Genomic DNA, 25810 nt, shown 5'->3' with positions numbered 1-25810 from the left:
CTCTGCGGCTCTGTGTCCTGATTCAATCAGCCTGATTGGCGTTTATTCGTTTTCTTTCAGTTTTTTTGCTACGATGGCATCAATACATGCAATGGCTGTGATGTTGACGATATCGCGCACAGAACTTTCGATGTCGGTGAAGTGGATCGGTTTGTTCAGTCCCATCTGGATCGGTCCGATTACTTCTGTTTCGCTCATTCCCTGAATCAGCTGGTAAGTTGCGTTTGCTGAGGTCAGGTTCGGGAATACCAGCGTATTGGCATCTTTCCCTTTCAGACGTGTGAACGGATATTTTTCGTCACGCAGCGCATTGTTAAGGGCGAATTTCACTTGCATTTCGCCATCAATTGCCAATTCCGGATATTCTTTCTGCATGTAGGCAACGGCTTCGTGTACTTTAGCGGGGCTTCCTTCCTGATCAGAACCGAAGTTGGAGTATGACAGCATGGCCATAATCGGCTCCTGGTTGAAGAAGCGTACGGCCTTGGCCGACAGTTTTGCAATGTCGATCAGCGCATCAGTATCCGGATGGCGGTTGATCAAGGTATCAGCGATGAAGTAAGTGCCTTGTTTGGAATTGAGGATATGCATGGTTCCGAAGTGCTTGTAGCCCGGCTGAATGCCAATCACTTCTTTGGCCACCTTGATTGTATTGGTATATTTGGTATACAGTCCGGTTACGAAGGCGTCAGCTTCGCCTGTTTCTACCATCATCATGCCGAAATAGTTGCGCTCGAACATCTTGTCGTTGGCTTCCTGGTAGTTTGCTCCTTCACGGGCGCGTTTTTCGCTGAGGATGCGTGCATATCGTTCGCGGCGTTCTGCCTCGCGGTCATGGCGGAGATTGACGATTTCGATTCCTTCCAGACTCAGCTCTAGTTCTTTAGCGAGCTTTTCGATACGTTCTTCATTTCCTAGAAGAATCGGATGGCAGAGTCCTTCTGATTTGGCTAATACGGCGGCTCTCAGCATATTCGGGTGAATGCCTTCGGCAAATACCACACGTTGCGGGTCGCGCCGTGCCGTTTCATATAACTGGCGGGTCAGTTTGTTTTCTTGTCCCATCAGTTCCTTCAAGTGGTTTCTGTATTCATCCCAGTCGGTGATTTGCTTGCGGGCCACTCCAGATTCCATTGCAGCTCTGGCTACAGCCATGGACACTTCTGTAATCAGGCGCGGGTCGACCGGTTTCGGTATGAAATAGTCGCGTCCGAAAGTCAGGTTGTTTACATGGTAGGCCGCATTGACTACGTCAGGAACTGGTTGCTTGGCAAGTCCTGCGATAGCACGTACAGCAGCCAGTTTCATCGCTTCATTGATGGCGGTTGCACGGGTGTCCAGTGCGCCCCTGAAGATGTATGGGAATCCGATCACGTTGTTGATCTGGTTGGGATAATCCGAACGTCCGGTAGCCATCAGTACATCCGGACGGGAAGCCATGGCATCTTCATAGGAGATTTCCGGTGTCGGGTTTGCCAGGGCAAATACGATCGGATTTTCGGCCATGCTGCGCACCATATCCTGTGACAGTACGTTTCCTTTTGAAAGGCCGAGGAATACGTCTGCACCCTTGATAGCTTCGGCTAATGTATGGATGTCTGTACGGTCGGTTGCGAAGTATTTCTTTTGTTCGTTCAGGTCGGTGCGCTGTTTTGAAATGACTCCTTTGCTGTCGAGCATTACGATGTTTTCCAGGCGGGCACCAAGTGAAATGTAAAGTTTCGTGCAGGAAACAGCCGAGGCTCCTGCGCCGTTTACGACAATCTTCACATCTTCAATCTTTTTCCCTGCCACTTCGAGCGCATTCAGAAGACCTGCGCTTGAAATGATTGCGGTTCCGTGCTGGTCATCGTGCATTACCGGGATGTCCAGTTCTTCTTTCAAACGTTCTTCGATCTTGAAGCATTCGGGGGCCTTGATATCTTCGAGGTTGATTCCGCCGAAGGTTGGAGCGATGGCTTTGACCGCCTCAATGAATTTGTCCGGGTCTTTTTCGTTTACTTCAATGTCGAACACGTCAATGCCGGCATATATTTTGAAAAGCAGCCCTTTACCTTCCATTACCGGCTTGCCGCTCAGTGCGCCGATATCGCCCAGTCCAAGCACGGCTGTACCGTTTGAAATTACGGCAACCAGATTCCCTTTGTCTGTATAGTCGTATGCAGTTTCTTGATTTTTCTGGATCTCCAGGCAAGGTTCAGCTACTCCGGGGGAGTAGGCCAATGATAAATCGGTTTGTGTTCGGTAAGGCTTGGTCGGGACGACTTCGATCTTTCCCGGTTTGCCCTGCGAGTGATAGAGCAGGGCGGCTTCTCTAGTAATTTTTGTCATACTTATAATGAATTTGGTAAGTTTCAAAAATGAAATGCACGCAAATGTAGAAATAAAATGACAAATAGAAGATTTTTTATATTTAATTTCTGCAAATTGATTGTGTTTGTTAATTTGTTGGTCGGTTAAATTTGCCAGTTGGTCAGATAAAATCGCACAAACTTCGTTTTATGGTTATTCTTAGTTAATTAAGATTTCCCCACACCGATTTTTTCCTATATTTGCAGACTGAAAAAGATGTGTATATATGAAAAACTTCTAATTTATTTAAGGTAAAACATTAATTTTTATAAGATGGATAATATGGAAATGAAAAGAAACAAGAGTTTTTCTTTTAGCCGGATAGCCCTGTTCGCAGTGGGGATATCAATGTTAACCGCTTGCGGAAGTCAAGGCGGAACGATGGGTGACGACCAGTTTGCAGTGCAGGAAGTACAGTCTACTTCCAGTGAGCAGGCCAAACGGTACCCGGCTACTATCAGAGGTTTACAGGACATTGAGATCCGTCCTCAGGTGAGTGGCTTTATTGTGAAGTTGTGTGTTGACGAAGGTGCGACTGTACATAAGGGACAGGCTTTGTTCCAGATTGATCCGACTCAATACAAGGCAGCTTTCGATCAGGCTGCGGCTGGAGTTGAATCTGCCAAAGCTAATTTGAAAACTTTAACAGAAACAGAAGCTAATAAGCGGATGCTTCACGAGCAGAAAATCATCAGTGATTTTGAGTATCAGACTGCTGTCAATAATTTGCTGACAGCTAAGGCCAGCCTTGCACAGGCTGAAGCCTCTTATACGGCTGCCAAGCAGAATCTGGGCTTCTGTACAGTGACGAGTCCTTCAGACGGTGTAATCGGTACTTTCCCTTATCGTATCGGAGCTTTGGTCAGCCCCTCTGTTGCGGAGCCGTTGACTACGGTTTCTCAGATCGGTGATATGTATGTTTATTTTTCGCTGACAGAGAAAGAACTTCTGGCACTGACGAAAGCCGGCGGTACACTGAAAGAGCAGTTGGAAAAAATGCCGGCGGTGCAGTTGGAACTGGCGGACGGAAGCATGTATAGTGAAAAAGGAAAAGTTGATGCTGTGAGCGGTGTCATTGATCAGACTACTGGTTCTGTGAGCATGCGCGCTATCTTCCCCAACAAGAGCAATGTGCTCCGAAGCGGCGGTATGGCGAATGTTGTGTTCCCTTACACAATGGAAAATGTGCTTTTGGTTCCTCAGTCGGCAACGGTTGAAATCCAAGACAAGAAGTTCGTTTATGTTCTTCAGCCGGACAGTACGGTCAAGTATACCGAAATTCAGATTTCTAATTTGAATGACGGCAAAAGCTATATCGTTCTTGGCGGTCTGAAGTCGGGCGACAAGATTGCCGTGGAAGGTGTAACTCGTCTGAACGACGGCATGAAGATTACTCCGATTACTCCCGCTCAGAAGGAAGCCAAATACCGTCAGGCTTTGAAGGACCAGAAGGAAGGCAATCTGGCTACGGCGTTTAATTGATCAGATATGAAATATCTTTATATAATATAATAGGTATAGAACAGAATGAAACTAGATAGATTTATTAACCGTCCGGTATTATCAACCGTTATTTCAATCTTGTTGGTAATCTTGGGCTTTATCGGTCTGGCAACGCTGCCGATTACCCAGTATCCGGACATTGCGCCGCCTACCGTTTCGGTAAGTGCGACTTATACAGGTGCCAATGCGCAGGCTGTGCTGAATTCAGTTATCTCTCCGCTGGAAGACCAGATTAACGGTGTGGAAAACATGATGTATATGCAGTCTACGGCAACAAACAACGGTTCGGCACGTATCACTGTATATTTTAATCAGGGAACTGACCCGGATATGGCACAGGTCAACGTACAGAACCGTGTAACCCAGGCGCAGGGTTTGCTGCCTGCCGAAGTTACTCAGGTCGGGGTGACAACCCAGAAGCGTCAGACTTCGATGCTGATGGTGTTCTCGGTGTATGACAAGGAAGACAAATACAATATCGAGTTCCTCGAAAACTACGCAAGTATCAACCTGATTCCGGAAATCAAGCGTGTAAGCGGTGTAGGTGATGCCAATGTGATGGGTACTGACTACTCTATGCGTATTTGGTTGAAGCCGGATGTGATGGCGCAATACAAGTTGGTGCCAAGCGATATCACAGGTGTTTTGGCAGAGCAGAACGTTGAAGCTGCACCGGGACAGTTCGGTGAACGCGGCAATCAGTCTTTCCAATACACAATCCGTTATAAGGGACGTTTGTCGAGCACAACAGAATTTGGTGATATTGTCATCAAGTCGCTTTCTAATGGTGAAGTGTTGCGTTTGAAGGACGTGGCTGAAATGGAGCTGGGACGTCTGACCTACAACTTCAACAATACGGTTAACGGTCATAAAGCTGTGTCTTGTATCGTTTACCAGATGGCGGGAACCAATGCTACCGAAACCATTCAGAATCTGGAGAAGGTGCTTGCTGAATACGAGAAGAATCTGCCGGAAGGTTTGGGTATCAATATTGCGCAGAGTGCCAATGACTTCTTGTTCGCTTCTATCCACGAAGTGGTAAAAACGCTGATCGAGGCGTTTATCCTTGTGTTTATCGTGGTATATATCTTCTTGCAGGATATGCGGTCTACGCTGATTCCGGCGATTGCTATTCCGGTTGCATTGATCGCAACTTTCTTTGCCTTGACACTTATCGGATTTAGTATCAACTTGCTGACTCTGTCAGCGATGGTGCTTGCCATTGCCATAGTCGTCGATGATGCCATAGTCGTCGTCGAGGGGGTTCATGCCAAGTTGGACCAAGGTTACAAGTCGGCTCGTGAAGCTTCTATTGACGCTATGAGTGAATTGGGCAGTGCCATTGTCTCCATTACGCTGGTGATGATGTCCGTATTCATTCCGGTAAGTTTCATGAGTGGTACGGCGGGTACTTTCTATCGCCAGTTCGGTTTGACTATGGCGATTGCCATCGGTTTCTCGGCATTGAACGCTTTGACACTTTCTCCGGCTTTGTGTGCTTTGTTCTTGAAACCGCATAACTCCGAAGCTACGTTGAAGGAACGTATGGGTACGGCTTACAAGGAATCGCGTAAGATACTTGTAGCCCGATATGCAGATGCTCTTGGCCGGTGGATGAATCCGAAGATTGTCATCCTCTTTACGATTATTGCTATTTTGGGTATGATTTTCGGGCTCTTCAGCTTTAGCGAACATCCGGTACTCTGCATTGTGATGATTGTAATCAGTGTTCTGGCTTTTGCGGGAATGACTACTGACAAGTTCAAGGATTCGTTCAACAAGTCGTATAACTCGTTGCTGGCAAAATACAAGAAACGTGTCGTTGCATTTATCCATAAGCGTTGGCTGTCAATGGGTCTGGTTGCCGGGGCGATTGCGCTTTTGGTTGTATTCATGAGCATTACGCCTACCGGTATGGTTCCGAATGAAGATACGGGTACGATTATGGGTTCTGTGACTTTGCCCCCGGGCACTTCGCAGGAACGTGCTCAGGAAGTGCTGACTAAAGTTGACAGCTTGATCGCAGCGGACCCGGCTGTTCAGTCGCGCACGGTGATTTCCGGATTCAGTTTCATCGGTAGCGGACAAGGTCCTTCTTACGGATCTATCATTATCAAGTTGAAAGACTGGGAAGAGCGTACAACACAGCAAAGTTCTGACATCGTGGTTGCATCATTGTTTATGCGTTCGCAGAAGTTGTTCAAGGATGCACAGGTATTGTTCTTTGCGCCTCCTATGATTCCGGGTTACTCTATTTCGACCGATATCGAGTTGAATATGCAGGACAAGACCGGAGGTAGCCTGGATCATTTCTTCCAGGTTGTAAACGACTACATTGCCGCATTGCAGAAGCGTCCGGAAATCAATTCTGCATCAACGAACTTCAACCCGAGTTTCCCGCAGTATCAGATGGATATCGACGCTGCCGCTTGTAAAAAAGCAGGTATCAGTCCGAGCGACATTTTGACGACGATGCAGGGCTACTTCGGAGGTATCTACGCTTCCAACTTCAACAGCTTCGGTAAGATGTACCGTGTTATGATTCAGGCAGAACCGGACGCAACGAAGAATCTTGAGTCGTTGAACAGCATTAAGGTGCGCGGAAGTGACGGTGAGATGGCTCCAATTTCACAGTTCGTTTCGATGAAGAAAATCTACGGTCCGGATGTGATCAGCCGTTTCAACCTGTATACTTCTATTCAGGTGATGGTATCTCCGGCAGCCGGATATTCTTCAGGACAGGCTCTTCAGGCTATAGCTGAGGTTGCAGATCAGGATTTGCCTGCCGGCTTCGGTTACGAATTGGGAGGTATGGCGCGTGAGGAAGCGCAGACAACAAATACAACGGGAATTATCTTTGTATTGTGTCTTGTGTTCGTTTACTTGCTGTTGAGTGCTCAGTACGAAAGCTACCTGCTGCCGTTGGCCGTATTGCTTTCAATACCTTGCGGTCTGTTGGGAAGCTTCCTGTTTGTGAACGGCTTCTCTGCTTTGGGAAGCATTCCGGCATTGAAGATGATATTGGGAACCATGTCGAACGATATTTATATGCAGATTGCATTGATCATGTTGATGGGTCTGTTGGCTAAGAATGCGATTTTGATCGTAGAGTTTGCCCTTGACCGCCGCAAGCAAGGCATGAGCATTTCGTGGGCCGCCGTCCTCGGAGCTTCAGCCCGTTTGCGTCCGATTCTGATGACATCATTGGCGATGATTATCGGTTTGCTTCCGTTGATGTTTGCCTTTGGCGTAGGTGCTCATGGTAACCGTACGCTGGGTGCATCCGCTATCGGTGGTATGTTGATCGGTATGATATTCCAGATTTTCATTGTGCCTGTGCTGTTCGTGATATTCCAGTGGCTGCAGGAAAAGGTTAAACCGATGGAATGGGATAGCTTGGACGAAAGTGAAGTGGAAGCAGAAATAGAACAGTATACTCCTAATAAACGCTAAATGACAAGACAATAATGAAGAAACAGATAATAGGAATGATGTGTGTAGCTGCTATGATGAGCAGCTGCCACATCTACAGAGCTTATGATCGTCCGGAAACGATAGATGCTTCAGGCATCTATCGTGACCCGGTATCAGAAACGGACACGCTGGCTGTTACCGATACGGCGAATATGGGTAATCTTCCGTGGAAGGAAGTGTTCCGTGATCCGAAACTGCAGGCTTTGATAGAGGAAGGACTTGCCAGCAATGTGGATTTGCAGGCCGCCATTCTCCGTGTGGAAGAGGCGAAAGCGATGCTTACCGCAGCCAAACTGTCTTATTTGCCTTCCATAAACTTTGCTCCGCAGGGAACGTTGAGCAGTTTTGACAAGATGAAGCCAAGCCAGACGTATCAGATTCCGGTTGCCGCAAGCTGGGAAATCGATCTGTTCGGAAAGTTGCTGAATGCGAAACGCGGACAGCGTGCGGCTTATTTGCAGAGCCAGTATACTCAGCAGTCTGTCCGTTCGCAGATTATTTGCGGCATTGCCAATACATACTACTCGCTGCTGATGCTTGACCGTCAAGTGCAGATCACTTCTGAAACGGTAGCTATATACAAGGAGAATGTACGTACGATGGAAGCGATGAAGATTGCCGGCATGACTACCGAAGCAGGAGTAGCACAGATTCGCGCTGCTTATCATCAGGTGCAGGCTTCTTTGCTGGACTTGCAGCGTCAGGTGCGCGAAACTGAAAATTCGCTTTGTATCTTGCTGGCAAAGACTCCCCAGCAGATTGACCGAAGCACACTGGAGGAACAGGTAATGCCGGATGAACTCATGGTAGGAGTTCCCTTGCAGTTGCTGGAAAACCGTCCGGATGTGAAAGTTGCCGAAATGACTCTGGCAAGCGCTTATTATACTACAAATCAGGCACGTTCTGCTTTTTATCCGAGCATTACAATCAGCGGTACGGCCGGATGGACCAACAGTGCCGGAAGTTCGATTGTCAATCCCGGAAAGGCTATATTAAGTGCTGTGGCTTCGCTGGCGCAGCCTATCTTCAATCGCGGACAGCTTATTGCTAATTTGAAGGTGTCGAAGGCTGAAGAGAAGATTGCGCAGATGAACTACCAGCAGACAATTCTGGAAGCTGGACAGGAAGTGAGCAACGCTTTGCGTCTGTATGATACGCAAGACAAGAAGCTGGAGCAGGATCGCCAGCAGGTAGATCAGCTGGATAAGGCAGTGACTTATACGAAGGCTTTGTTCCAGAGCGGTGATGCTACTTACCTGGAGATTCTGACAGCACAGCAAAGTCTGCTGAGTGCCCAGTTGACTGAAGTTTCAGACAATATGCAGCGTATACAGGCCGTGGTTTCCTTGTACAGTGCATTGGGCGGCGGTAGAAATTAATTTAACCTTAAAATAATTGTGTATGACTATGATTAGCCCTTTAGCTTATGTTGATCCGTCTGCAAAGATCGGAAAAAACGTCACCGTTCATCCGTTTGCCTATATCGACAAGAATGTTGAGATAGGCGACGACAATGTGATCATGCCTTATGCCAGCCTGATGAGCGGAGCGCGTATGGGAAACGGAAATACCGTTTATCAGGGTGCGGTGGTAGCTGCCGTTCCGCAAGATTTCACTTATACGGGTGAGGACACTTGCGCGTATGTAGGAAACAACAATGTGATTCGAGAGAACGCAGTGATAATCCGTGGTACGCATAAAGGGCATGATACGGTGGTCGGTAACGGAAACTTTATCATGACCGGAGCGCGCTTGTCGCATGACGTGCAAGTAGGTAATAGCTGCATCATCGGAAACGGATCGCAAGTTTCCGGCAATTGCATCATTGAAGACTATTCGATTCTTACGTCGAATGTGCTGATGCAGGGAAACACCCGCCTGGGCACTTATTCAGTGGTTCAGGGCGGCTGCCGTTTCGTGAGGGATATTCCTCCTTACATTGTAGCTGCGCACGAGCCGATTGAATTTTACAGCATCAATACGATTGTGCTGGAGCGTGCCGGTTTCTCGGAAACTTTGATCAAGCATATCGCGCAGGCTTACCGCATTCTTTACAAGGCGAATACGTCGCAGCACGATGCGCTGATCCGTATCCGTGAGCAAGTGCCCAACAGCAAGGAAATCAACCATATCATTGAATTTGTAGAAAGTTCGAAATTAGGGATTATCCGTTGACAGGTTGTCGGCACTGAATTGATATTGAAGGTTGCTTTCGGAGAGCTTTTCCGGAAGCAACCTTTCTTTTTGCGAAAAAACGGTTTGCTTCATGCTTTCTTTCCAAATTTACTCTATCTTTGCAGCGCTTTTATAGAATGGATTTGTCATGAAAAATAAGTTGCTTGCCACATTTTTGCTGGCATTGCTGGTTGTGTCGGGATTGTTTGTCCTTCATTTTCTTCCTCCCATGTCGGTGGGAGGGAAGCCTTTGCGTAAGGTAGACTTGCTTTCTGACATTCGCGTCGACAAGGTATTGCCCGCTGATTCGGATACCTTGCCGCTTCCTCCTCCGGTCAAGCCGGCTTTTGTGGATACCTGCAAGGATGGCATGGTGTGCATAGAAGACTATGCAGACTCAACGGGGCATGGTATGGCTCATTTTTATGAAGCGCTTGCCGGCAGGCAGACTTTGGGCAGGCCTGTCCGTATTGCTTATTTCGGCGATTCTTTTATCGAAGCGGATATTCTGACCGGTGACCTGAGGAAAATGCTTCAAAAACGTTTCGGAGGAAGCGGAGTTGGCTATGTCCCTGTAACAACCCGAATTGCCGGGTTCCGCCGAAGCGTCCGCCAGTCTTTTGGCGGTTGGGGCAGCCATTCGATCACAGATTCTGTCCGGTTCGACCGTTCGTTGCAGGATCTGTCAAACCATTATTTTATACCTTCTCCCGGAGCTTTTGTTGAATTGAAAGGAGATACTTCATCCGTTTCGTCCTGCTATTTTGTCGCTTCCGATTCCATTTGCATTGCCGTCTCGGTAAACGGGGCGGAACCCCAGCGTTTCCGTGTCGCTGGCCAAGAAGGATTGCGTAAGCTGTCGGTAAACGGGCGCATCGGTACTGTGCGCTGGACAGTGGAGCGTTTTGATTCGATACCTGTTTTCTATGCGGTTACGATGGATCCTTCAGAAGGCATCATTCTCGATAACTTCAGCACGCGGGGAAGCAGCGGCCAGCAGTTGGGAGGCATTCCTGCTCCGTTGTTGAGGCAATATGCCTCCTTGAGGACATACGACCTGATCGTTCTCCAATACGGTTTGAACGTGGCTTCCGGAGGACTGACGAATTATGCTTATTATAAGGATGCCATGACACGGGTGGTCAACTACCTGAAGCAGGCGTTTCCACAAGCTTCTGTTTTGATTGTGGGAGTAGGAGATCGGGAATCGAAGGATGAAAACGGCAATTTGCGTACAATGCCTGAGGTGAAAAGCCTTATCCGCTACCAGCAATTACTGGCGGCAGAAACCAAAGTGGCGTTCTGGAATATGTATGATGCGATGGGGGGCGAAGGAAGCATGGTCAGAATGGTTGAAAGCAAGCCCGCAATGGCGAATTATGATTATACCCACATCAATTTCCATGGAGGCAAACACCTGGCAGGCATCTTGTTCGAAACGTTGATGTATGGAATGGAGCAATATGAAAAGCGTAAGGCCTATGAAGCGGAATAGGAGGATATGCATTGCTTGTCTGCTGGCGTGCCTGATGTGCGTATGCCCTTCGTTGCAGGCGCAAGACTCGTTGCCTCAGCTTCCTCCGCGTGACCGCAATTCGGGTCCGGTATACGGAAGTTTTGCGATGCAGCGGCTGATGAAATATATTCCGGTTGCCGGCTCGATGCCTTCAGCATTCAGGGAAACGCTTGAAAACCGGATTTCTGATCCGAAGAAAGAACTGTTTCCGTTGTGGAAGAAGATTTCGCAAATGAATGCCCCGGTACGCATTGTGCATATCGGCGATTCCCATGTGCGCGGTCACATTTATCCCTATGTCGTACGCAAGCTTCTGGAGGAAGATTTCGGAGGAGATGCTGTGCTTGACATGAAAGTGACTTACGGTACTTCGGGTCTGGCGCATGAAACCGGGGCTCCCGGCATTGTCTATCATATCCTGGGAGTGAACGGCAGCACCTGTTCTACCTTCTCCACTCCCGGAAACATCCGTGAGGTTGCAGGCCTTCATCCGGATCTGGTCATCCTCTCTTTCGGAACGAACGAAGCTCATGGGCGGCGTTATTCTCCGTCTGAGCACCGGGCAAGCATGGATTCATTGCTGTCGCAGATTCGTCGGGAATGTCCGGATGCGGCGTTTTTGCTTACCACTCCTCCGGGAGCTTATGTCAGGAACGGTCGCCGCGGGCCGCGGATGGTCAATCCCCGCACTTCTCTGGTTGTGCAGACGCAGAAGGAGTACGCTGCTTCTCACGGACTTGCCATCTGGGACCTTTATGACATTGTTGGCGGAAAAAGCTTCGCCTGCCGGAATTGGAATGCCGGCCATTATTACCAGCGGGATAAAATTCATTTTACGGCCGACGGCTATAGGCTGCAGGGATTATTATTACATGAAGCAATTATAAAAGCGTATAACGATTATGTGGAAACTCAATTGGGAGGAGATGGGCATTGACTGGAGCAAGGTGGCCGGCGTGCTTACGTATGATCCGCACCAGCCGATGATATTTAACAGCGGACTTTTCCTTTTCCTTTTTTTAGGATTCAGCCTGGTTTATGTGCTGTTGCGTCATAAAACGACGGCACGCCTGCTGTTTGTGACGTTGTTTTCTTATTATTTCTATTATAAGAGCAGCGGAGTTTATTTTTATCTGCTGGGCATCGTTACGGTGTCTGACTTTCTGCTTGCGCACCGTATGGAGCGTACGGAAACTCCCTGGAAGCGCAAGCTGCTTGTCGTCACCAGCCTGTGCATCAATCTCGGGCTGCTCTGCTATTTCAAGTATACGAACTTTTTCTATGAGATGCTGGCTCCTCTCTGGAACGGAACTTTCACCCCTCTTGACATTTTCCTGCCTGTGGGGATTTCGTTCTTCACTTTTCAGTCGTTGAGTTATACGCTTGATGTATACCGCAGGGAGCTGAAGCCTCTCTCCAGTCTGCTGGACTATGCGTTCTATGTGTCATTTTTCCCGCAGCTGGTGGCAGGGCCGATTGTCCGTGCCCGTGATTTTGTTCCTCAGATTCGCCGTCCGCTGTTTGTTTCTTCTGAGATGTTCGGGCAGGGAATCTTTTTCATTGTGAGCGGATTGTTCAAGAAGGCTGTTATTTCTGACTATATCAGCATCAATTTTGTGGAACGCATTTTTGACAATCCGGGACTTTATTCGGGTCTGGAGAACCTTTTCGGCGTTTATGGCTATGCCCTTCAGATTTATTGCGACTTTTCCGGCTACAGTGATATGGCTATCGGTCTGGCGTTGCTGTTGGGCTTTCATTTTCCTCTGAACTTCAACTCCCCCTACAAGGCTGAAAGCGTGACCGATTTCTGGCACCGCTGGCATATATCACTTTCTACCTGGCTGAGGGACTACCTGTATATTTCATTGGGAGGGAACCGGAAAGGAAAAATCCGCACTTATGTCAATTTGATGCTGACCATGCTGCTGGGCGGTCTGTGGCACGGCGCGTCGTGGAATTTCATTGTATGGGGAGGTCTTCATGGGGCTGCTTTGGCTGTACACAAATATTTCCGCAGTGTATTGGGACGTCCGAAAAACTACCGCAGTTCGGGGCTCCGGCGTTTTTTTGCCGTAGTTATTACGTTTCATTTCGTGTGTTTCTGCTGGATTTTTTTCCGCAATTCCACATTTGAGGCATCTACCGTGATGATACGTCAGATTTTTACGGCGTTCCATCCTGAGCTCTTCATGCAGCTTGTCGCCGGATATTGGCAGGTTTTTGTGCTGATGGGAGTGGGCTTTGCGCTGCACTGGTGTCCTGACAGTTGGCAGAATGCGTGCGGACGTGGAATGACCCGCCTGCCTCTTTTGGCACAGGCTTTGGTGCTGGTTGCCTTGATTTATCTTGTTATTCAGGTGAAAAGCAGTGACATCCAGCCTTTCATTTATTTCCAGTTCTGACGCAGGAAAAAATATTTTTGTGAAAAAATTAGGAGATAAGCGCGAATAATTGTACTTTTGTTCCGCATTTGAAAAAGATGTCTTTTGCGCCCGTAGTTCAATGGATAGAATAAAGGATTCCGGTTCCTTCGATTGGGGTTCGACTCCCCACGGGCGTACAAAAAGCGAGGTCTATAGCCTCGCTTTTTGTATTTGTAAAGGACAAAGGGGAATGGGGGGTCAGAGGTTATGGCGGGCCATTGAAATATGAAAAGTGTGAATCCTGAGAAAGCGGCAGAAAGCTCCGGGAAATGGCGGTTTTCCGCAAAAAAACTGTATCTCCAGCCTGGAGATACAAATCTCTAGACTAAAGATGCATATCTCTAACTTGGAGATGCATGTCTTCAGGCTGGAGATAGCTTCTTCAGCGCATGTTTTTTGTCTAGCTTCTGCGGAGAATTTGTTTTCTGGCAGGCATCGCTTCGTTTCTGCCTGTTGGAAGCGGTGATAAAAGATTGAGGTTTGACATTATGGTCTTGCTAAAAGTTGTATCTTTGCGTCTGAAAAATCAATTGGAAATAAAAATAGAAAATAATTATGGGAAGAAGGTTATTTGTTGGCTGTTTTCTGGCGGTCATTTGCTGTCTGCAGATGGTGGCCCAGATTCAGGAGCCTGTAAAGTTCAAGACAGAATGGAAGGCGCTTTCGGAGAATGAGGCAGAAATAGTCTTTACCGGGACGATAGAAGCCGGATGGCATGTCTACTCGACCGATTTGCCGGAAGGAGGACCTATCTCTGCCACTTTCAATCTTGACCAGATTTCGGGCGCCGAACTTGCTGGGAAACTTGAGCCGAGAGGGAAAGTGGTTGAAAAGATGGATCCTATTTTCGGAATGCAGGTGAAGTATTTTGAAGGAAGCAAGGCTGTCTTTGCGCAGAAGCTCAAGCTGAAAGGCGGAGCTTACGATGTGAAGGGGTTTCTGCAATTCGGTGCCTGCAACGATGAAAACTGCCTGCCTCCTACCAATGTGGACTTTTCGTTTGCCGGGAAGGCGGAGGGCAGGAGTGTGCCTGCTGCTTCTGAGGAAGAGCAGAAAGATACGGCGGTTGCCGCTCAGATTCCCCTGATACCGCTGACTCCCGCTGTCCGGCCGGATGCCGGGAACGATTACTGGAAACCGGTCATCAATGAACTGCGCGGTTACGGCGAGCAGGTGAGTCAGGAATCTTATTCGTGGCTTTATATTTTCTTTGCCGGGTTTGTAGGCGGTCTTCTGGCTCTGTTTACTCCCTGCGTGTGGCCTATCATACCGATGACGGTGAGCTTCTTTTTGAAACGCACGAAGGACAAGAAGAAAGGCATTCGCGATGCCATCACATACGGTGCTTCCATTGTAGTCATTTATGTGGCCTTGGGACTTGCCATTACACTGATCTTCGGGGCCAGCGCGTTGAATGATTTGTCGACAAGTGCGGTTTTCAATATCTTTTTCTTCCTGATGCTGGTCGTGTTTGCCGCATCGTTTTTCGGGGCGTTCGAAATCACCCTGCCTTCGAAATGGAGCAATGCCGTCGACAGCAAGGCGGAACAGACTACCGGCCTGTTGAGCATATTCCTTATGGCATTTACCTTGTCGCTGGTTTCATTCTCCTGTACAGGACCGATCATCGGTTTCCTTCTGGTTGAAGTGTCAACAACGAACAGCGTGATAGCCCCTGCTCTTGGAATGCTTGGATTTGCCATTGCGCTTGCCCTGCCGTTTACTTTGTTTGCACTCTTCCCGTCGTGGCTGAAGTCAATGCCGAAATCGGGAGGCTGGATGAATGTCATCAAAGTCGTGCTTGGCTTCCTTGAACTGGCCTTTGCGCTGAAGTTCTTGTCTGTTGCCGACTTGGCTTACGGCTGGAGGATTCTCGACCGCGAAACATTCCTTGCTTTGTGGATTGTCATTTTCGCTTTGCTGGGACTGTATTTGCTGGGAAAAATCAAGTTCCCGCACGATGATGACGAAACAAAGGTCAGCGTGCCCCGCTTCTTCCTCGCATTGATTTCGCTGGCGTTTGCCGTTTATATGGTGCCCGGGCTTTGGGGCGCTCCGCTAAAGGCCGTGAGTGCTTTTGCTCCTCCCATGCAGACGCAGGATTTCAATTTGTATAAGAATGAAGTGCATGCTAAGTTTTACGACTATGAGGCGGGAATGGAGTATGCGCGCCAGCAGGGAAAGCCGGTGATGATTGACTTTACAGGGTATGGCTGCGTGAACTGCCGCAAAATGGAACTTGCCGTGTGGACGGATCCGAAGGTGAGCAAGTTGCTCAATGAAGATTATGTGCTGATCACTTTGTATGTGGACGAAAAGGACAAGTTACCCGAGCCGATCAAGGTTACAGAAAACGGGACGGAACGCACGCTTCGCACCGTGGGCGATAAATGGAGCTATTTGCAGCGTTCCAAATTCGGAGCGAATGCCCAGCCGTTTTATGTTTTGCTCGACAATGAAGGGATGCCGCTGAACAAGTCTTATTCGTATGATGAAGACATTGACAGGTATGTGGACTTCCTGGAAACCGGATTGAAGAACTATAAGAAGTAAGGTGATGATTCCAAAAAGCGAAAGAGAACAGATCATAGCGCTGATACACAGGGAGGTTGTTCCCGCAATCGGCTGTACGGAGCCTGTTGCGGTGGCTCTTTGCACAGCTAAGGCAACCGAAACGCTGGGAACGTGTCCGACAGAGATTGATGCCTGTTTGAGTGCCAATATCCTGAAGAATGCGATGGGTGTGGGAATCCCGGGTACGGATATGATTGGCCTGCCCATAGCCATAGCCTTGGGTGCCATTGCCGGCAAGTCTGCATACGGGCTGGAAGTGCTGAAAGATTCCGGTCCGGAAGACGTGGAAAAAGGCAAGGAATTGATTGCTTCGAATGCCGTCCATATCTCTTTGAAGGAGAATATTGAGGAAAAGCTTTATATTGAGGTGGTCTGTAAAGGTGAAAGCGGGTCAGTGACTGCTGTCATCAGCGGAGGGCACACGAATTTTGTTTATTTGGAAAAGAATGGAGAAGTTCTGCTCGACACGAGGCCGGCTTGCAAGCGTGAAGCGGAAGTGGGCGAAGTGGATCTGAATATGCGCAAGGTCTTTGACTTTGCAACGACTGCTCCGCTTGAGGAAATTCGTTTTATACTTGAAGCCAGGAATCTCAACAAGGCTGCTGCCGAGCGTTCGTTCAACGGAAGTTATGGGCATGAATTGGGAAAAACGCTGCGCTATAGTCCCAGCGAACAGGATGTTCTGGGAAATAATACCTTCACTCATATCCTTTCGTATACGTCAGCCGCCTGTGATGCACGTATGGCCGGTGCCATGATTCCGGTGATGAGCAATTCCGGCAGCGGCAATCAGGGCATCGCTGCAACGCTTCCGGTGGTGGTTTATGCGGAAGATAACTGCAAGTCGGAAGAGGAATTGATTCGGGCGCTTACGCTTAGCCACCTGACCGCTATCTATATCAAACAGAATCTGGGCAAGCTGTCTGCCTTGTGCGGATGTGTGGTTGCTGCGACAGGAAGCAGTTGCGGCATCACCTATCTCATGGGTGGAGGCTACGATCAGGTGGCAGATGCTGTTCAGAACATGATAGCCAATCTGACCGGAATGATTTGCGACGGGGCCAAGCCGAGCTGTGCGCTGAAGGTGACCAGCGGAGTGGCTACGGCTGTATTCTCGGCGATACTCGCAATGGAAGGAAAGTGTGTAAGTTCCGTAGAAGGAATTATTGAAAATGACGTTGATTTGAGTATCCGCAATTTGACCCAGATTGGCTCGAAAGGCATGAATGAAACAGACAAGATGGTGCTGGATATCATGACGCATAAACATTGTGACTGATTCTCCTTTATGAAACCGATGACAGATGCTGATTATATTCGGAAGCTGGTTGCTGAGGGAGAACATATACATCAGGATTTTAAATTTGCCATTTCGGACATAAGGAAGATTGCAAAAAGTCTGTCTGCCTTTGCCAACACGGAAGGCGGCCGCCTGCTTGTTGGGGTGAAAGACAACGGAAAGATTGCCGGTGTGCGCTCTGAAGAAGAAATCTATATGGTTGAGGCTGCGGCTTCGGTTTATTGCAGGCCGCCGCTGATGCTTGAGAATCATGTGTACAATGTGGACGGAAAGGATGTGCTGGAAGTTGTCATCTCTGAAAGCGGAGCCAAACCGGTATATGCTCTTGACGAAAACAACAGGCCGTGGGCTTATGTCCGGATTGCCGACGAGAATATTCTGGCTTCTCCTGTCCATCTGTCGGTTTGGAAGGAGGGCGTGAAAGAACGGTCGGTTATGGCCTATACTGACCGTGAGCGGTGTCTGCTGGATCTGCTGGGGAAGAAGGGAGAGCTGACGCTGAACCAATGTGCCCGCCTTTCGGGAATGCCGAGGAAACAGGTTTGCGGACTTCTGGCCGATTTTATCCGTTTTGAGCTCGTGGAGCAAACTTTTAAAAATCATGTGTTCTATTACAGCTTGCTTTGAAAAGGTGATTTTTTTCCGTTTATTCCGGTGATATTTTTTATCTTTGCAAGCGGTTAGTATACAGAAACAATAAATAACTACGTATATGTCTATATTTTCAAAACTTTTCGGAAAAAAGCAAACAGATACAGAAGGTGCGCGCGTGGGTGGAATGGAAGACTTCATGACGCTGATCCGTGTGTATTATCAGGCTGTGATTGCTTCTCAGCTGGGAATCAGCAATATAAATCTTTTGCCTGATATGGCGGTATTTAAGCGGACATTGAAAGTCCCTACGCAGAACAACAAGCTTGGCGTCGCTGAAAAGGCGCGTTGCCGCAAGATGCTGATGGAAATCTACGGCCTCAGCGAGTCTTTCTTTAAGGAAATAGACAATTCCGTGAAGAAGAACTGCAAGACGATGAATGACATCAAGACTTACTTGTTCATGTTTCAGGGCTTCAGCCAGGATTTGATAATGGTTGTCGGCAACCTGATGCAATGGAAGTTCCGTATCCCGGGCTTCTTTAAGAAGACCATGTGGAGCATGACGGAAAAGACTGTGCATGACATATTTACCAAAACAAACTGGAAGGATGACGGTGTGCGCAAGACTTGCGGAAATATCCGTCAGTACCAGCACGCTCTGCATTATTCTGAGAGTTGGATTACAGAATATGTCTACAACATTGTGATGCTGGCTAAAAAAGAACCCAAACCCAAGTCATGACTCAGGAAACATCCGGTTTGTTCCCGCCGACAGGGACAGAAGCGCACCCGCTGGAGCCTTTTTTGCCTGCAGGTGCGCTTCTCTTGATGCTTGGCAGCTTTCCTCCGCAGAAAAAGCGTTGGAGCATGGACTTCTTCTATCCGAATCTTCAGAATGACATGTGGCGCATATTCGGACTGATTTTCTTTGGCGACAAAGACCATTTTCTTCTTCCCGGGAAGAAGGCTTTTGACCGCGAGCGTATCAGTTCGTTTCTTCAAGAAAAAGGAGTGGCTCTTTATGATACGGCTTCAGTGGTCCGCCGCCTTCAAGATAACGCTTCCGACAAGTTTCTGGAAGTGGTGGAGCCTACAGATATCGGTGCGCTGTTGCGTTCCATTCCGTGTTGCAAGGCGGTGGTGACTACCGGCCAGAAAGCTACGGATGTGTTTTGCCAGCAGACGGGCGCATCCGAACCTCCGGTGGGAGAGAAGAGCGAGTTTGATTTTGCAGGGAAGAGAATGACTCTTTACCGGATGCCTTCTTCAAGCCGCGCTTATCCTTTGAAGCTGGAGAAAAAGGCTGAGGTTTACCGGGTTATGTTTCATGAACTGGGGATGATTTGATTTTTGTGTAAAATAATGCGGCAGAAGGTTTGCAGTTATCAAAAAATATGCTACTTTTGCACTCGCAAACACGGGAATAGCTCAGTTGGTAGAGCATCGGTCTCCAAAACCGAGTGTCGGGAGTTCGAGCCTCTCTTCCCGTGCCGAGATAAAAAGCTGTAACTGAATAAGTTGCAGCTTTTGTCCGTTTATAGGTCGGACAAATTTCGGACAACTAATTTTCATGATGTCAAACCGTACTGCGTTTTCGAATTCGAAAAACGTAGAAAAAAATGTGTTCATCACTTAGAAAAAACGCATCGATTCAGAGTGTTATTTCGTACACAGAACCCAAGTTACATACTGGTAAAACATGGTATATTGACTTCACGGCATACGATCCGCTGGAACAGAAAATGAAGCGGAAAAAGTATATGCTGGATGGAATACCCAAGCTGACCGACCGCCGCCGTCGGGCAAATGAAATCATCACCAATCTTAATGTAAAGCTCCGTTCCGGATGGAATCCCTGGGCTAATGTGGAGAACTCCAGGCAATACACCCCGTATATAGATATTATCCAAAGGTATCATATATATCTGGGCAAACTGTATGCAGCTGGCACCATTAAGGAGAATACCCTGAAGGATTATGAGAAGCGCCTGCGGGTATTTGAGGAGTATACAGCCAAACATATTCCGGCCATCGTGTATGCGTATCAGATTGACCAGTCTTTCATCTCTGACTTCTTGGACTACGTGCTGCTTGACCGGGATTCATCGGCCAGAACCCGGAATAACTACCGTACCTGGTTGTCTTCACTCTGTAACTGGATGATGGAAAAGCAATACCTGACTCATAATCCGGTTGAGAAGATTCGACAGCTAGCAGAAGAAGAGAAGAAACGTTCTGCCCTGACGGTTCCGGATATTCAGAAGCTCAAGAAGTATCTCCAGAAAGAGAACCCACATTTCCTGTTCTTGTGTCAGTTTGCTTATTACACCTTTATCCGTCCGGATGAAATCTCCAATATCCGATTGGCTGACATCAACCTGAAGGAACAGAAAGTATTTATCGGCTCCAGTATCAGCAAGAACCGGAAGGATGGCATGGTCGGACTGAATGATGCACTGATTAAGTCAATGCTTGACCTGGGCGTCTTTAATTCTCCCAATGATTATTATCTGTTTGGTAAGGGCTTCAAGCCCTCACGTGAGAAGGTGACCACCCGTGTGTACAGGAACTACTTCAATAAGGTCAGAGCAAAGCTGAAGTTTCCGGACAGCTACCAGTTCTACTCTCTGAAGGATACCGGTATCCGTGATTTGGCTAATGCTGAAGGAATCGTCATAGCCCGTGATCAAGCGCGTCATGCGGATATTTCTACAACCAACAAGTACCTGAAAGGGGCGGATATGACGGTGCATGAGGAGACTAAACATTTTGAGGGGAACTTTTAAAAATAGAGATGTCGTGCTTCCCAGCAGGACACCCCGTATTAAGTTTAAACAGAATATTACTCTATTAGATAGAAAGTTCCTTCAACTACATCATTTAATCCATTCATTTCGACTATGTAATGTAACTCTTTACAAAAGTATCGTTTATTTCGGATTAAGAAAATGGATTTGGGGTCATATATTTGTTTTGCAAGAAAGCAGAACTGGTATTCAGTTCGGGTATCTATCTTTAAATTATTTTTATAGAATGTTTCGTATAATCCTTGGTTTCCAGAAAGCTGTAAGGTAAGTTCTTCATCTTGGAATTTTAGCAAGTAATTGAAATTATCAGTATTGATATAGTAATATGTATCTGTTGCAGACATAGGCAGTTTATAGTCCTTGTATTGTGCGGTTGGTTCACCTGCTCCTACAAACAAGCCTTGGTATCCCATATATAGTGCCACATAAATTTTGTCTGGAGCTTCTTCTTCTGGTATCCCTTCTTTTATTAACTCGTTCAGTCCTGTTTCATTTGAAGTTTCGTCTACCGCATTATTGTTGCGGGCATAAGCAGCAGTAAAAGCTCCATTGGTAAAACTTTCGTCTGAAACGCCGGAAACACCAGCATAAATCTCAGCCGGAATTATTTTTAATGATGTTATATCACCGTCTGAATTGTTTTTTACTGCAGAAAAACGATTCACTATCCGCTGTCGGTGGAATCCGTTTATTTCGACTCCAACAAAATCCAAGTTAAAGTCTTTGGTATGGTAAATGTATCGTTTGTCGAACTCAGAATCCAGCATAGGCCATACATCGAGAAATCGGTTATAGGTCTTTGTTGTACAAAGTGATAAAACTTCAGGATTGATGCAGCTGTATTTGTAATCTTCTATGTCAGGAAAATCAAATTCTACATTGTCATAGTCAACAGATAATTCTTCGTCTGCATCATACTTTTTAATGATATCTTCATCTTTTATATCTTCGAGGCATATAGTCTGAGAATTTTCGTAAAAACTATTAATGCTGATAATCTGAACAGTTTTATCTGTCTGATTTACGAGAAAGATACAGTTGAAGAATTTCTCAATCTCATCTAGAAATTCGTCTACACTCCAGTCTGGTAGCATCTTTGCGAACGAGGTGGTTCTGTAGCCATTCACCATAAAGAGCCGGCACCATCTCTTATTTTCTCTTAATGTGTTCTTTTGTAGTTTATAACCCAATATTTTCACTAGCTCTTCTACATAAAAAAGCAAATAAGGCTGTGGTGAGATGTAAGTCCCTTGAATAAAGCTGGCTCCACCAGTTGTGATATTCATCTGATTATCAAAGTATCTTAAATTGCCGCTTGTATCATAATTGGTAAAAATAGGAGTGCAAACAAAATTCATGTCTGGAAAAGCCTGGTTTAAGCTGGTGTATGCTGTCTCCAGACTGGTGTCACAGGTACCAAAGTCCAGTTCACGCAATCTTTTATCGCTGCCTGAAAGATAGTTCAGCTCGGAGTTTCCAGCCACAATCTGAATTTTAGCAATGTTGTCTTCTACTGACAATATAATTTCAGTTCCACGTATGATATTTATCGCTCCACAGATTAATATGGCCTAACGATTCTCAGGCCGTTGGGTAATATCAGAGCGGTTTAAGGATTGATATATTCTTCTATTATGAGGATGATTCAAATCAATATCCAAATCATACGTGTAGTCACCATTGCGTGTAAAGAATGGATTCTGCGTATAAAAATCAAGCTCAAATCCATCCTGTAGTGCCACTTCTTTTCCATCAATAAATAATCGTGTCATGACCTGCTGCGTTTCCGTGAAACATTGTTTTTCATTTTTTCTACTAACTGTTGCGCTTCATTCACGCCCATTTTACCAGTCGCTTTTGTATAGGTAAATATCGGTTCGTTTAATCTTTTGAGAAGTTTCTCCATGCATTTCATATTTTGCAGCATGACTGCCGTTGATTCCTGGCTGGATGATTCGGCAGTCTGATAGTAGTTGTTTGTTGTCATCCTATTGGTAGGTGATAATACGGCTGATACGTCTTTTGCAGTCAGGCTGCCGATGGTATTGTTTCGCTGTGCCTGGTCTATCAGGTCAAGAACCGGACGGATGACTGGATTCTGGACGGCGTAACGGTTGGCCACGAACTCTCCGGCATGGACTATTCCTTTGGGTTCGTCATGTCTTCCGGAGCCGGTGTAGCCACCTTCTTCAAAGCCATTTATTGCAGCTTTAGCAGTTTCGAAGGCCGCAGTAATCAAAGCTGTTTTAGCTGCTGCTGTTGCAAGTCCTACTAAAAGTCCGTTTTTTGCTATAGATGACATAGTGGATTCAGCAATGTATACCATCATCGTTTTTTCTAGTGTGTCAAGAATTAAAACGACTGTTGCTTTCAGAAAATCACCTAAAGAGGTTTCTGAATCAGTTAACATTTCAGCGAATGTTTCACCAAACTGCTTTCCAATATCTTGAGCAAATGAAACTTGTTGTTTGACTTTGGCTTTATATTCATCGTAGTTTTGTTGGGTTTGTTTTAGACTCTGTTTTTCTTTTTGGTCTTTTATTTGGTTTTTAAGTTCTTCAGATATTTCTGTAGAGGAAAGCACTTGGTCATAATACGAATTTTGAATATCAAGCAACTGTTGCCGATATTCCTGTTCGGATGACAGGCCTGTATAATGTCGCTGTGTTGCATCTTGGACTTCCATTTGATATTGCTTCTCCATCTGGGTAAAGGCTTCTTCAGATTTCTGTTGTGCCTCTTGTTCGTCTAGCTGAGCACATTGTTCTTTAAACTTGATTTGTGCTTCGAGAATCTTCTGTTCAATCTGCTGGCGTTTCTCCGGTTCCAGTCCGGCGATGGCCATCATGTTCTCAAGGTGACGCATCTCCAGGTCTTCCATGAAACGGGTGTATTCCTGCTGTGTCATCTCATCGCTGGCCAGATAGGTGCGTTTCAAATCGGCCAGTTCATCGTAATAACGCTTGTTTTCTGCGGTTACCTGGGGATTTTCTTTGGTTGCTTTGACTGTCTTTTCGTTGGTTGTAATGGTTGTGGTGATATTCGTATTTTTATCCTCTGGTATGGAGCTGATTATTTTCTTCAGCTCCTTTTGCCGTCTGTCCAGTTCCAGCAAGGACTCAGATTTTTCTTCTGCCTGGTTGTCCAGAGAGTGAAGCAAGGCTTTACGCTGTGATTCGTCTATATCGGTACGGGCTTCGATAATCTTCTTTTGTTCATCATAATACTTGCGGTAAGCTATCACTTCTTTTGATAACTTATCTTCGATGATAGCCAGTTCGGATTCTGCATCCGATTTTAGTTGCTGACGCTGACGGCCATTCAGGGCATCGATATTTTTGTACCTATCCTCGATGCTTTTATACTTCTCTAGTTCATCCTGAGTACGCTGTAATTCTTCGTTGTACTTTCGCTGTGCTTCTGTAGCTGCGTCTGTATTGGGGATGAGCTTAGTGGATATGTATGTTACAAGGGCGGTTAGTCCGGCAAGAACCAGTCCGACCGGATTCAGCTTCAGTACTTTATTAAATCCATTGGTCGATACGGTTGCGACCTTGACTACCAGGTTATACGCTTTGGTGTAGATGGTGGCGGCATTGACCGCAATATTATATGCGGCCAGTGCGGAACCGGATGCTATCAGTACCGCCTTATATTTGATGCACCAGTCAATCAGGGTAGGGAGGGCCACGATGATTTTTGTCGTCCAGCCGGTAAGCAGGGACAACGACGGGTTAAGCCGCTCCATCAGTTCGATGCCGGCCTCCTTGATGCTGTTTCGGTACTGCGCCATCTTCGCCTCGTTGGTGTCGGAGTTAATGGCGGCCTGTTCCATGGCGATGTTGGTATCCGTGACGGCTTCTGTGTATTGGCGTACTTTATCCGCATTGTCTATCAGGATGGTGGCAGCTGAGTAGGCTTCTTCACCAAACATAGTTTGGATCTGTGCGGCAGACAGTGACTTTTTGTTCAGGTTCTCGAGTGCGGTTTGCAAGCCCACTATCTTTGGGTTGGTTTCATCCGGTCCGGTCTGCAGTACCAGGAAGAACTTACGGAGTGCGGTACCGGCCGGTTCTGCCTCCAGTCCTTTTTCTGCCAGCATCTGGATGGTACCCTGCAATTGCTCGATGCTCACCCCGGCACCGGAGGCGGCTACACCCGCATTCTTGATGGATGCTGCCTGGGCGGAAACATCGGCTGCACCTTCTTTGGATCCGGCGGCCAGCACATTCACATAGCGGGCTGCCTGGTCGGCTGATTCTCCGTACATATTAAGTGATACTGTAGTGGCCGTTACGGCATCCTTCAGGTCGATTTTGGCCGCTGCAGCCAGTCTCATGGCTTCTATAGTGACGGCGTTCAGGGCTTCCTTGTCCTTCAGAAGCTCCGGTTTCTTGGAACCGATGAGCATGTATGCCTGAAGAATTTCGTCGGATGACTGACGGATGCGCAGGCCGGACTCTTCCATGGTAGTGGACAGTTGCTCGGCCTGTTTTGTAAGCCACTGGATAGATTCATCATCCAGGCCGGTCAAAGCCTTCAGCTCTGCCTGGGAGGATTCCTTTGAATCGCGGTTGTTGCGAAGGGTATTCAGGGCCATAGACACGCCCGTGATGGTGGCTGCACCCGTCGCCAACAGGCCGCCCCATTTAGCAAAACCGTTGTTGAAGCGGGACAACCATCCTTCTGTCTCCTGTACTTCAGTCTTTATCTTCTGAAGTTCGGCCGTCACCAGTTTAGCCTGCTGCTGGTAGTATTTCCACTCTGCAGAACCTCGCTTAATATGCCCGCTGTTCAGTTGTCGGTTGATGGCTGTCAGGGTAGCACGAAGTTCTTTAGGCGTGGCTTTGTCGAGGTTATTCATTACCTCGGTAAGCGCCGTGGTATCTTTCTTCAGCGTCTTAATCTGGGCTTCCGTTTTCCGAAGCTCGGAAGTGACCTGCTTGATTTTAGATGTATCACCGGCCTGGTAAGCATCTGCCAGCTCCTTTTTTAATCCGGACGCAATCGTTTCCAGATTCTTGAGTTCCTGCTTTGCTTCTTCACCGTTTACGCGGACCTCGACGGTTGCTACCTGGTCTATAGCCAT

At 47.2% G+C, this 25810-nt stretch carries 17 protein-coding genes and 2 tRNA genes; 15 read left to right on the top strand and 4 right to left on the bottom strand.

Annotated features, from left to right (window positions below):
- Positions 1–42 precede the first annotated feature (42 nt).
- Positions 43–2331, bottom strand: a complete 2289-nt coding sequence (locus QUW60_RS02285; protein WP_289558290.1) for an NADP-dependent malic enzyme — start codon at positions 2329–2331, stop codon at positions 43–45.
- 294 nt (positions 2332–2625) lie between these two features.
- Between QUW60_RS02285 and QUW60_RS02280 the strand changes: the two genes are divergently transcribed.
- The 15 genes from QUW60_RS02280 (at position 2626) to QUW60_RS02210 (ending at position 20700) form a co-directional block, all read left to right on the top strand.
- Positions 2626–3834 (top strand): efflux RND transporter periplasmic adaptor subunit, encoded by a 1209-nt coding sequence (locus tag QUW60_RS02280; RefSeq protein ID WP_375337981.1) that lies wholly within the window; start codon positions 2626–2628, stop codon positions 3832–3834.
- Between the two features lie 45 nt (positions 3835–3879).
- Entirely contained in the window at positions 3880–7308 is a 3429-nt protein-coding gene (locus QUW60_RS02275; RefSeq protein WP_258338472.1) for an efflux RND transporter permease subunit, read from the top strand.
- 14 nt (positions 7309–7322) lie between these two features.
- Positions 7323–8708, top strand: a complete 1386-nt coding sequence (locus QUW60_RS02270) for an efflux transporter outer membrane subunit (RefSeq protein ID WP_258338473.1) — start codon at positions 7323–7325, stop codon at positions 8706–8708.
- 28 nt (positions 8709–8736) lie between these two features.
- Positions 8737–9504 (top strand): acyl-ACP--UDP-N-acetylglucosamine O-acyltransferase, encoded by a 768-nt coding sequence (lpxA, locus tag QUW60_RS02265; RefSeq protein ID WP_289558314.1) that lies wholly within the window; start codon positions 8737–8739, stop codon positions 9502–9504.
- 148 nt (positions 9505–9652) lie between these two features.
- Positions 9653–10999 (top strand): SGNH/GDSL hydrolase family protein, encoded by a 1347-nt coding sequence (locus QUW60_RS02260; RefSeq protein ID WP_289558289.1) that lies wholly within the window; start codon positions 9653–9655, stop codon positions 10997–10999.
- Positions 10986–11957, top strand: a complete 972-nt coding sequence (locus QUW60_RS02255; protein WP_289558288.1) for an SGNH/GDSL hydrolase family protein — start codon at positions 10986–10988, stop codon at positions 11955–11957. The genes QUW60_RS02260 and QUW60_RS02255 overlap by 14 nt, the downstream gene beginning before the upstream one ends.
- Positions 11923–13425 carry an MBOAT family O-acyltransferase gene (locus QUW60_RS02250; protein WP_258338476.1) on the top strand — a complete coding sequence of 501 codons (1503 nt, stop codon included), beginning with the start codon at positions 11923–11925 and terminating at the stop codon, positions 13423–13425. The genes QUW60_RS02255 and QUW60_RS02250 overlap by 35 nt, the downstream gene beginning before the upstream one ends.
- A gap of 86 nt (positions 13426–13511) precedes the next feature.
- Positions 13512–13583, top strand: a tRNA-Arg gene (locus tag QUW60_RS02245).
- Positions 13584–14001: 418 nt separating this feature from the next.
- The gene (locus tag QUW60_RS02240) at positions 14002–15999 is read left to right on the top strand and encodes a protein-disulfide reductase DsbD family protein (RefSeq protein ID WP_289558287.1); all 1998 of its coding nucleotides are present in this window, start codon (positions 14002–14004) and stop codon (positions 15997–15999) included.
- Between the two features lie 4 nt (positions 16000–16003).
- Positions 16004–17299, top strand: coding sequence for an L-cysteine desulfidase family protein (locus tag QUW60_RS02235; protein ID WP_289558286.1), 1296 nt, complete (start codon positions 16004–16006; stop codon positions 17297–17299).
- A 9-nt stretch (positions 17300–17308) separates the two neighbouring features.
- Positions 17309–17947 (top strand): AlbA family DNA-binding domain-containing protein, encoded by a 639-nt coding sequence (locus QUW60_RS02230; RefSeq protein ID WP_258338479.1) that lies wholly within the window; start codon positions 17309–17311, stop codon positions 17945–17947.
- A gap of 85 nt (positions 17948–18032) precedes the next feature.
- Entirely contained in the window at positions 18033–18656 is a 624-nt protein-coding gene (locus tag QUW60_RS02225) for a DUF8491 family protein (RefSeq protein WP_289558285.1), read from the top strand.
- Positions 18653–19261: a uracil-DNA glycosylase family protein gene (locus tag QUW60_RS02220; protein ID WP_289558284.1), complete on the top strand. Its 609-nt coding sequence runs from the start codon at positions 18653–18655 to the stop codon at positions 19259–19261. Before QUW60_RS02225 ends, QUW60_RS02220 begins: the two co-directional genes overlap by 4 nt.
- A gap of 70 nt (positions 19262–19331) precedes the next feature.
- Positions 19332–19404 (top strand) — tRNA-Trp (locus tag QUW60_RS02215).
- A 129-nt stretch (positions 19405–19533) separates the two neighbouring features.
- A complete protein-coding gene (locus QUW60_RS02210; protein ID WP_195204750.1) occupies positions 19534–20700 on the top strand; it encodes a tyrosine-type recombinase/integrase in 1167 nt (388 codons plus the stop codon).
- A gap of 56 nt (positions 20701–20756) precedes the next feature.
- Here QUW60_RS02210 and QUW60_RS02205 read toward each other — a convergent pair whose 3' ends face one another.
- The 3 genes from QUW60_RS02205 to QUW60_RS02195 are packed head-to-tail and all read right to left on the bottom strand — an operon-like array spanning position 20757 to position 25810.
- Complete coding sequence (locus QUW60_RS02205) at positions 20757–22241, bottom strand: hypothetical protein (RefSeq protein WP_289558283.1); 1485 nt, start codon at positions 22239–22241, stop codon at positions 20757–20759.
- Positions 22242–22292: 51 nt separating this feature from the next.
- Positions 22293–22493: a hypothetical protein gene (locus QUW60_RS02200; protein WP_289558282.1), complete on the bottom strand. Its 201-nt coding sequence runs from the start codon at positions 22491–22493 to the stop codon at positions 22293–22295.
- Positions 22490–25810 carry a phage tail tape measure protein gene (locus QUW60_RS02195; RefSeq protein WP_289558281.1) on the bottom strand — a complete coding sequence of 1107 codons (3321 nt, stop codon included), beginning with the start codon at positions 25808–25810 and terminating at the stop codon, positions 22490–22492. The genes QUW60_RS02200 and QUW60_RS02195 overlap by 4 nt, the downstream gene beginning before the upstream one ends.

Source organism: Bacteroides gallinaceum (assembly GCF_030373775.1).
Lineage (GTDB): Bacteria > Bacteroidota > Bacteroidia > Bacteroidales > Bacteroidaceae > Phocaeicola > Phocaeicola excrementipullorum.
Note: the sequence above shows the minus strand (reverse complement) of the source record. Positions and strands in the feature narration are given on the sequence as shown.

What these genes read in the sequence shown, in the direction of transcription:
- QUW60_RS02250 (WP_258338476.1), top strand. Translation starts at nt 11,923, where the DNA reads ATGTGGAAACTCAATTGGGAGGAGATGGGCATTGACTGGAGCAAGGTG.
- QUW60_RS02195 (WP_289558281.1), bottom strand. Translation starts at nt 25,810, where the DNA reads ATGGCTATAGACCAGGTAGCAACCGTCGAGGTCCGCGTAAACGGTGAA.
- QUW60_RS02235 (WP_289558286.1), top strand. Translation starts at nt 16,004, where the DNA reads ATGATTCCAAAAAGCGAAAGAGAACAGATCATAGCGCTGATACACAGG.
- QUW60_RS02275 (WP_258338472.1), top strand. Translation starts at nt 3,880, where the DNA reads ATGAAACTAGATAGATTTATTAACCGTCCGGTATTATCAACCGTTATT.
- QUW60_RS02225 (WP_289558285.1), top strand. Translation starts at nt 18,033, where the DNA reads ATGTCTATATTTTCAAAACTTTTCGGAAAAAAGCAAACAGATACAGAA.
- QUW60_RS02260 (WP_289558289.1), top strand. Translation starts at nt 9,653, where the DNA reads ATGAAAAATAAGTTGCTTGCCACATTTTTGCTGGCATTGCTGGTTGTG.
- QUW60_RS02210 (WP_195204750.1), top strand. Translation starts at nt 19,534, where the DNA reads ATGTGTTCATCACTTAGAAAAAACGCATCGATTCAGAGTGTTATTTCG.
- QUW60_RS02230 (WP_258338479.1), top strand. Translation starts at nt 17,309, where the DNA reads ATGAAACCGATGACAGATGCTGATTATATTCGGAAGCTGGTTGCTGAG.
- QUW60_RS02255 (WP_289558288.1), top strand. Translation starts at nt 10,986, where the DNA reads ATGAAGCGGAATAGGAGGATATGCATTGCTTGTCTGCTGGCGTGCCTG.
- QUW60_RS02200 (WP_289558282.1), bottom strand. Translation starts at nt 22,493, where the DNA reads ATGACACGATTATTTATTGATGGAAAAGAAGTGGCACTACAGGATGGA.
- QUW60_RS02285 (WP_289558290.1), bottom strand. Translation starts at nt 2,331, where the DNA reads ATGACAAAAATTACTAGAGAAGCCGCCCTGCTCTATCACTCGCAGGGC.
- QUW60_RS02280 (WP_375337981.1), top strand. Translation starts at nt 2,626, where the DNA reads ATGGATAATATGGAAATGAAAAGAAACAAGAGTTTTTCTTTTAGCCGG.
- QUW60_RS02220 (WP_289558284.1), top strand. Translation starts at nt 18,653, where the DNA reads ATGACTCAGGAAACATCCGGTTTGTTCCCGCCGACAGGGACAGAAGCG.
- lpxA (WP_289558314.1), top strand. Translation starts at nt 8,737, where the DNA reads ATGATTAGCCCTTTAGCTTATGTTGATCCGTCTGCAAAGATCGGAAAA.
- QUW60_RS02270 (WP_258338473.1), top strand. Translation starts at nt 7,323, where the DNA reads ATGAAGAAACAGATAATAGGAATGATGTGTGTAGCTGCTATGATGAGC.
- QUW60_RS02240 (WP_289558287.1), top strand. Translation starts at nt 14,002, where the DNA reads ATGGGAAGAAGGTTATTTGTTGGCTGTTTTCTGGCGGTCATTTGCTGT.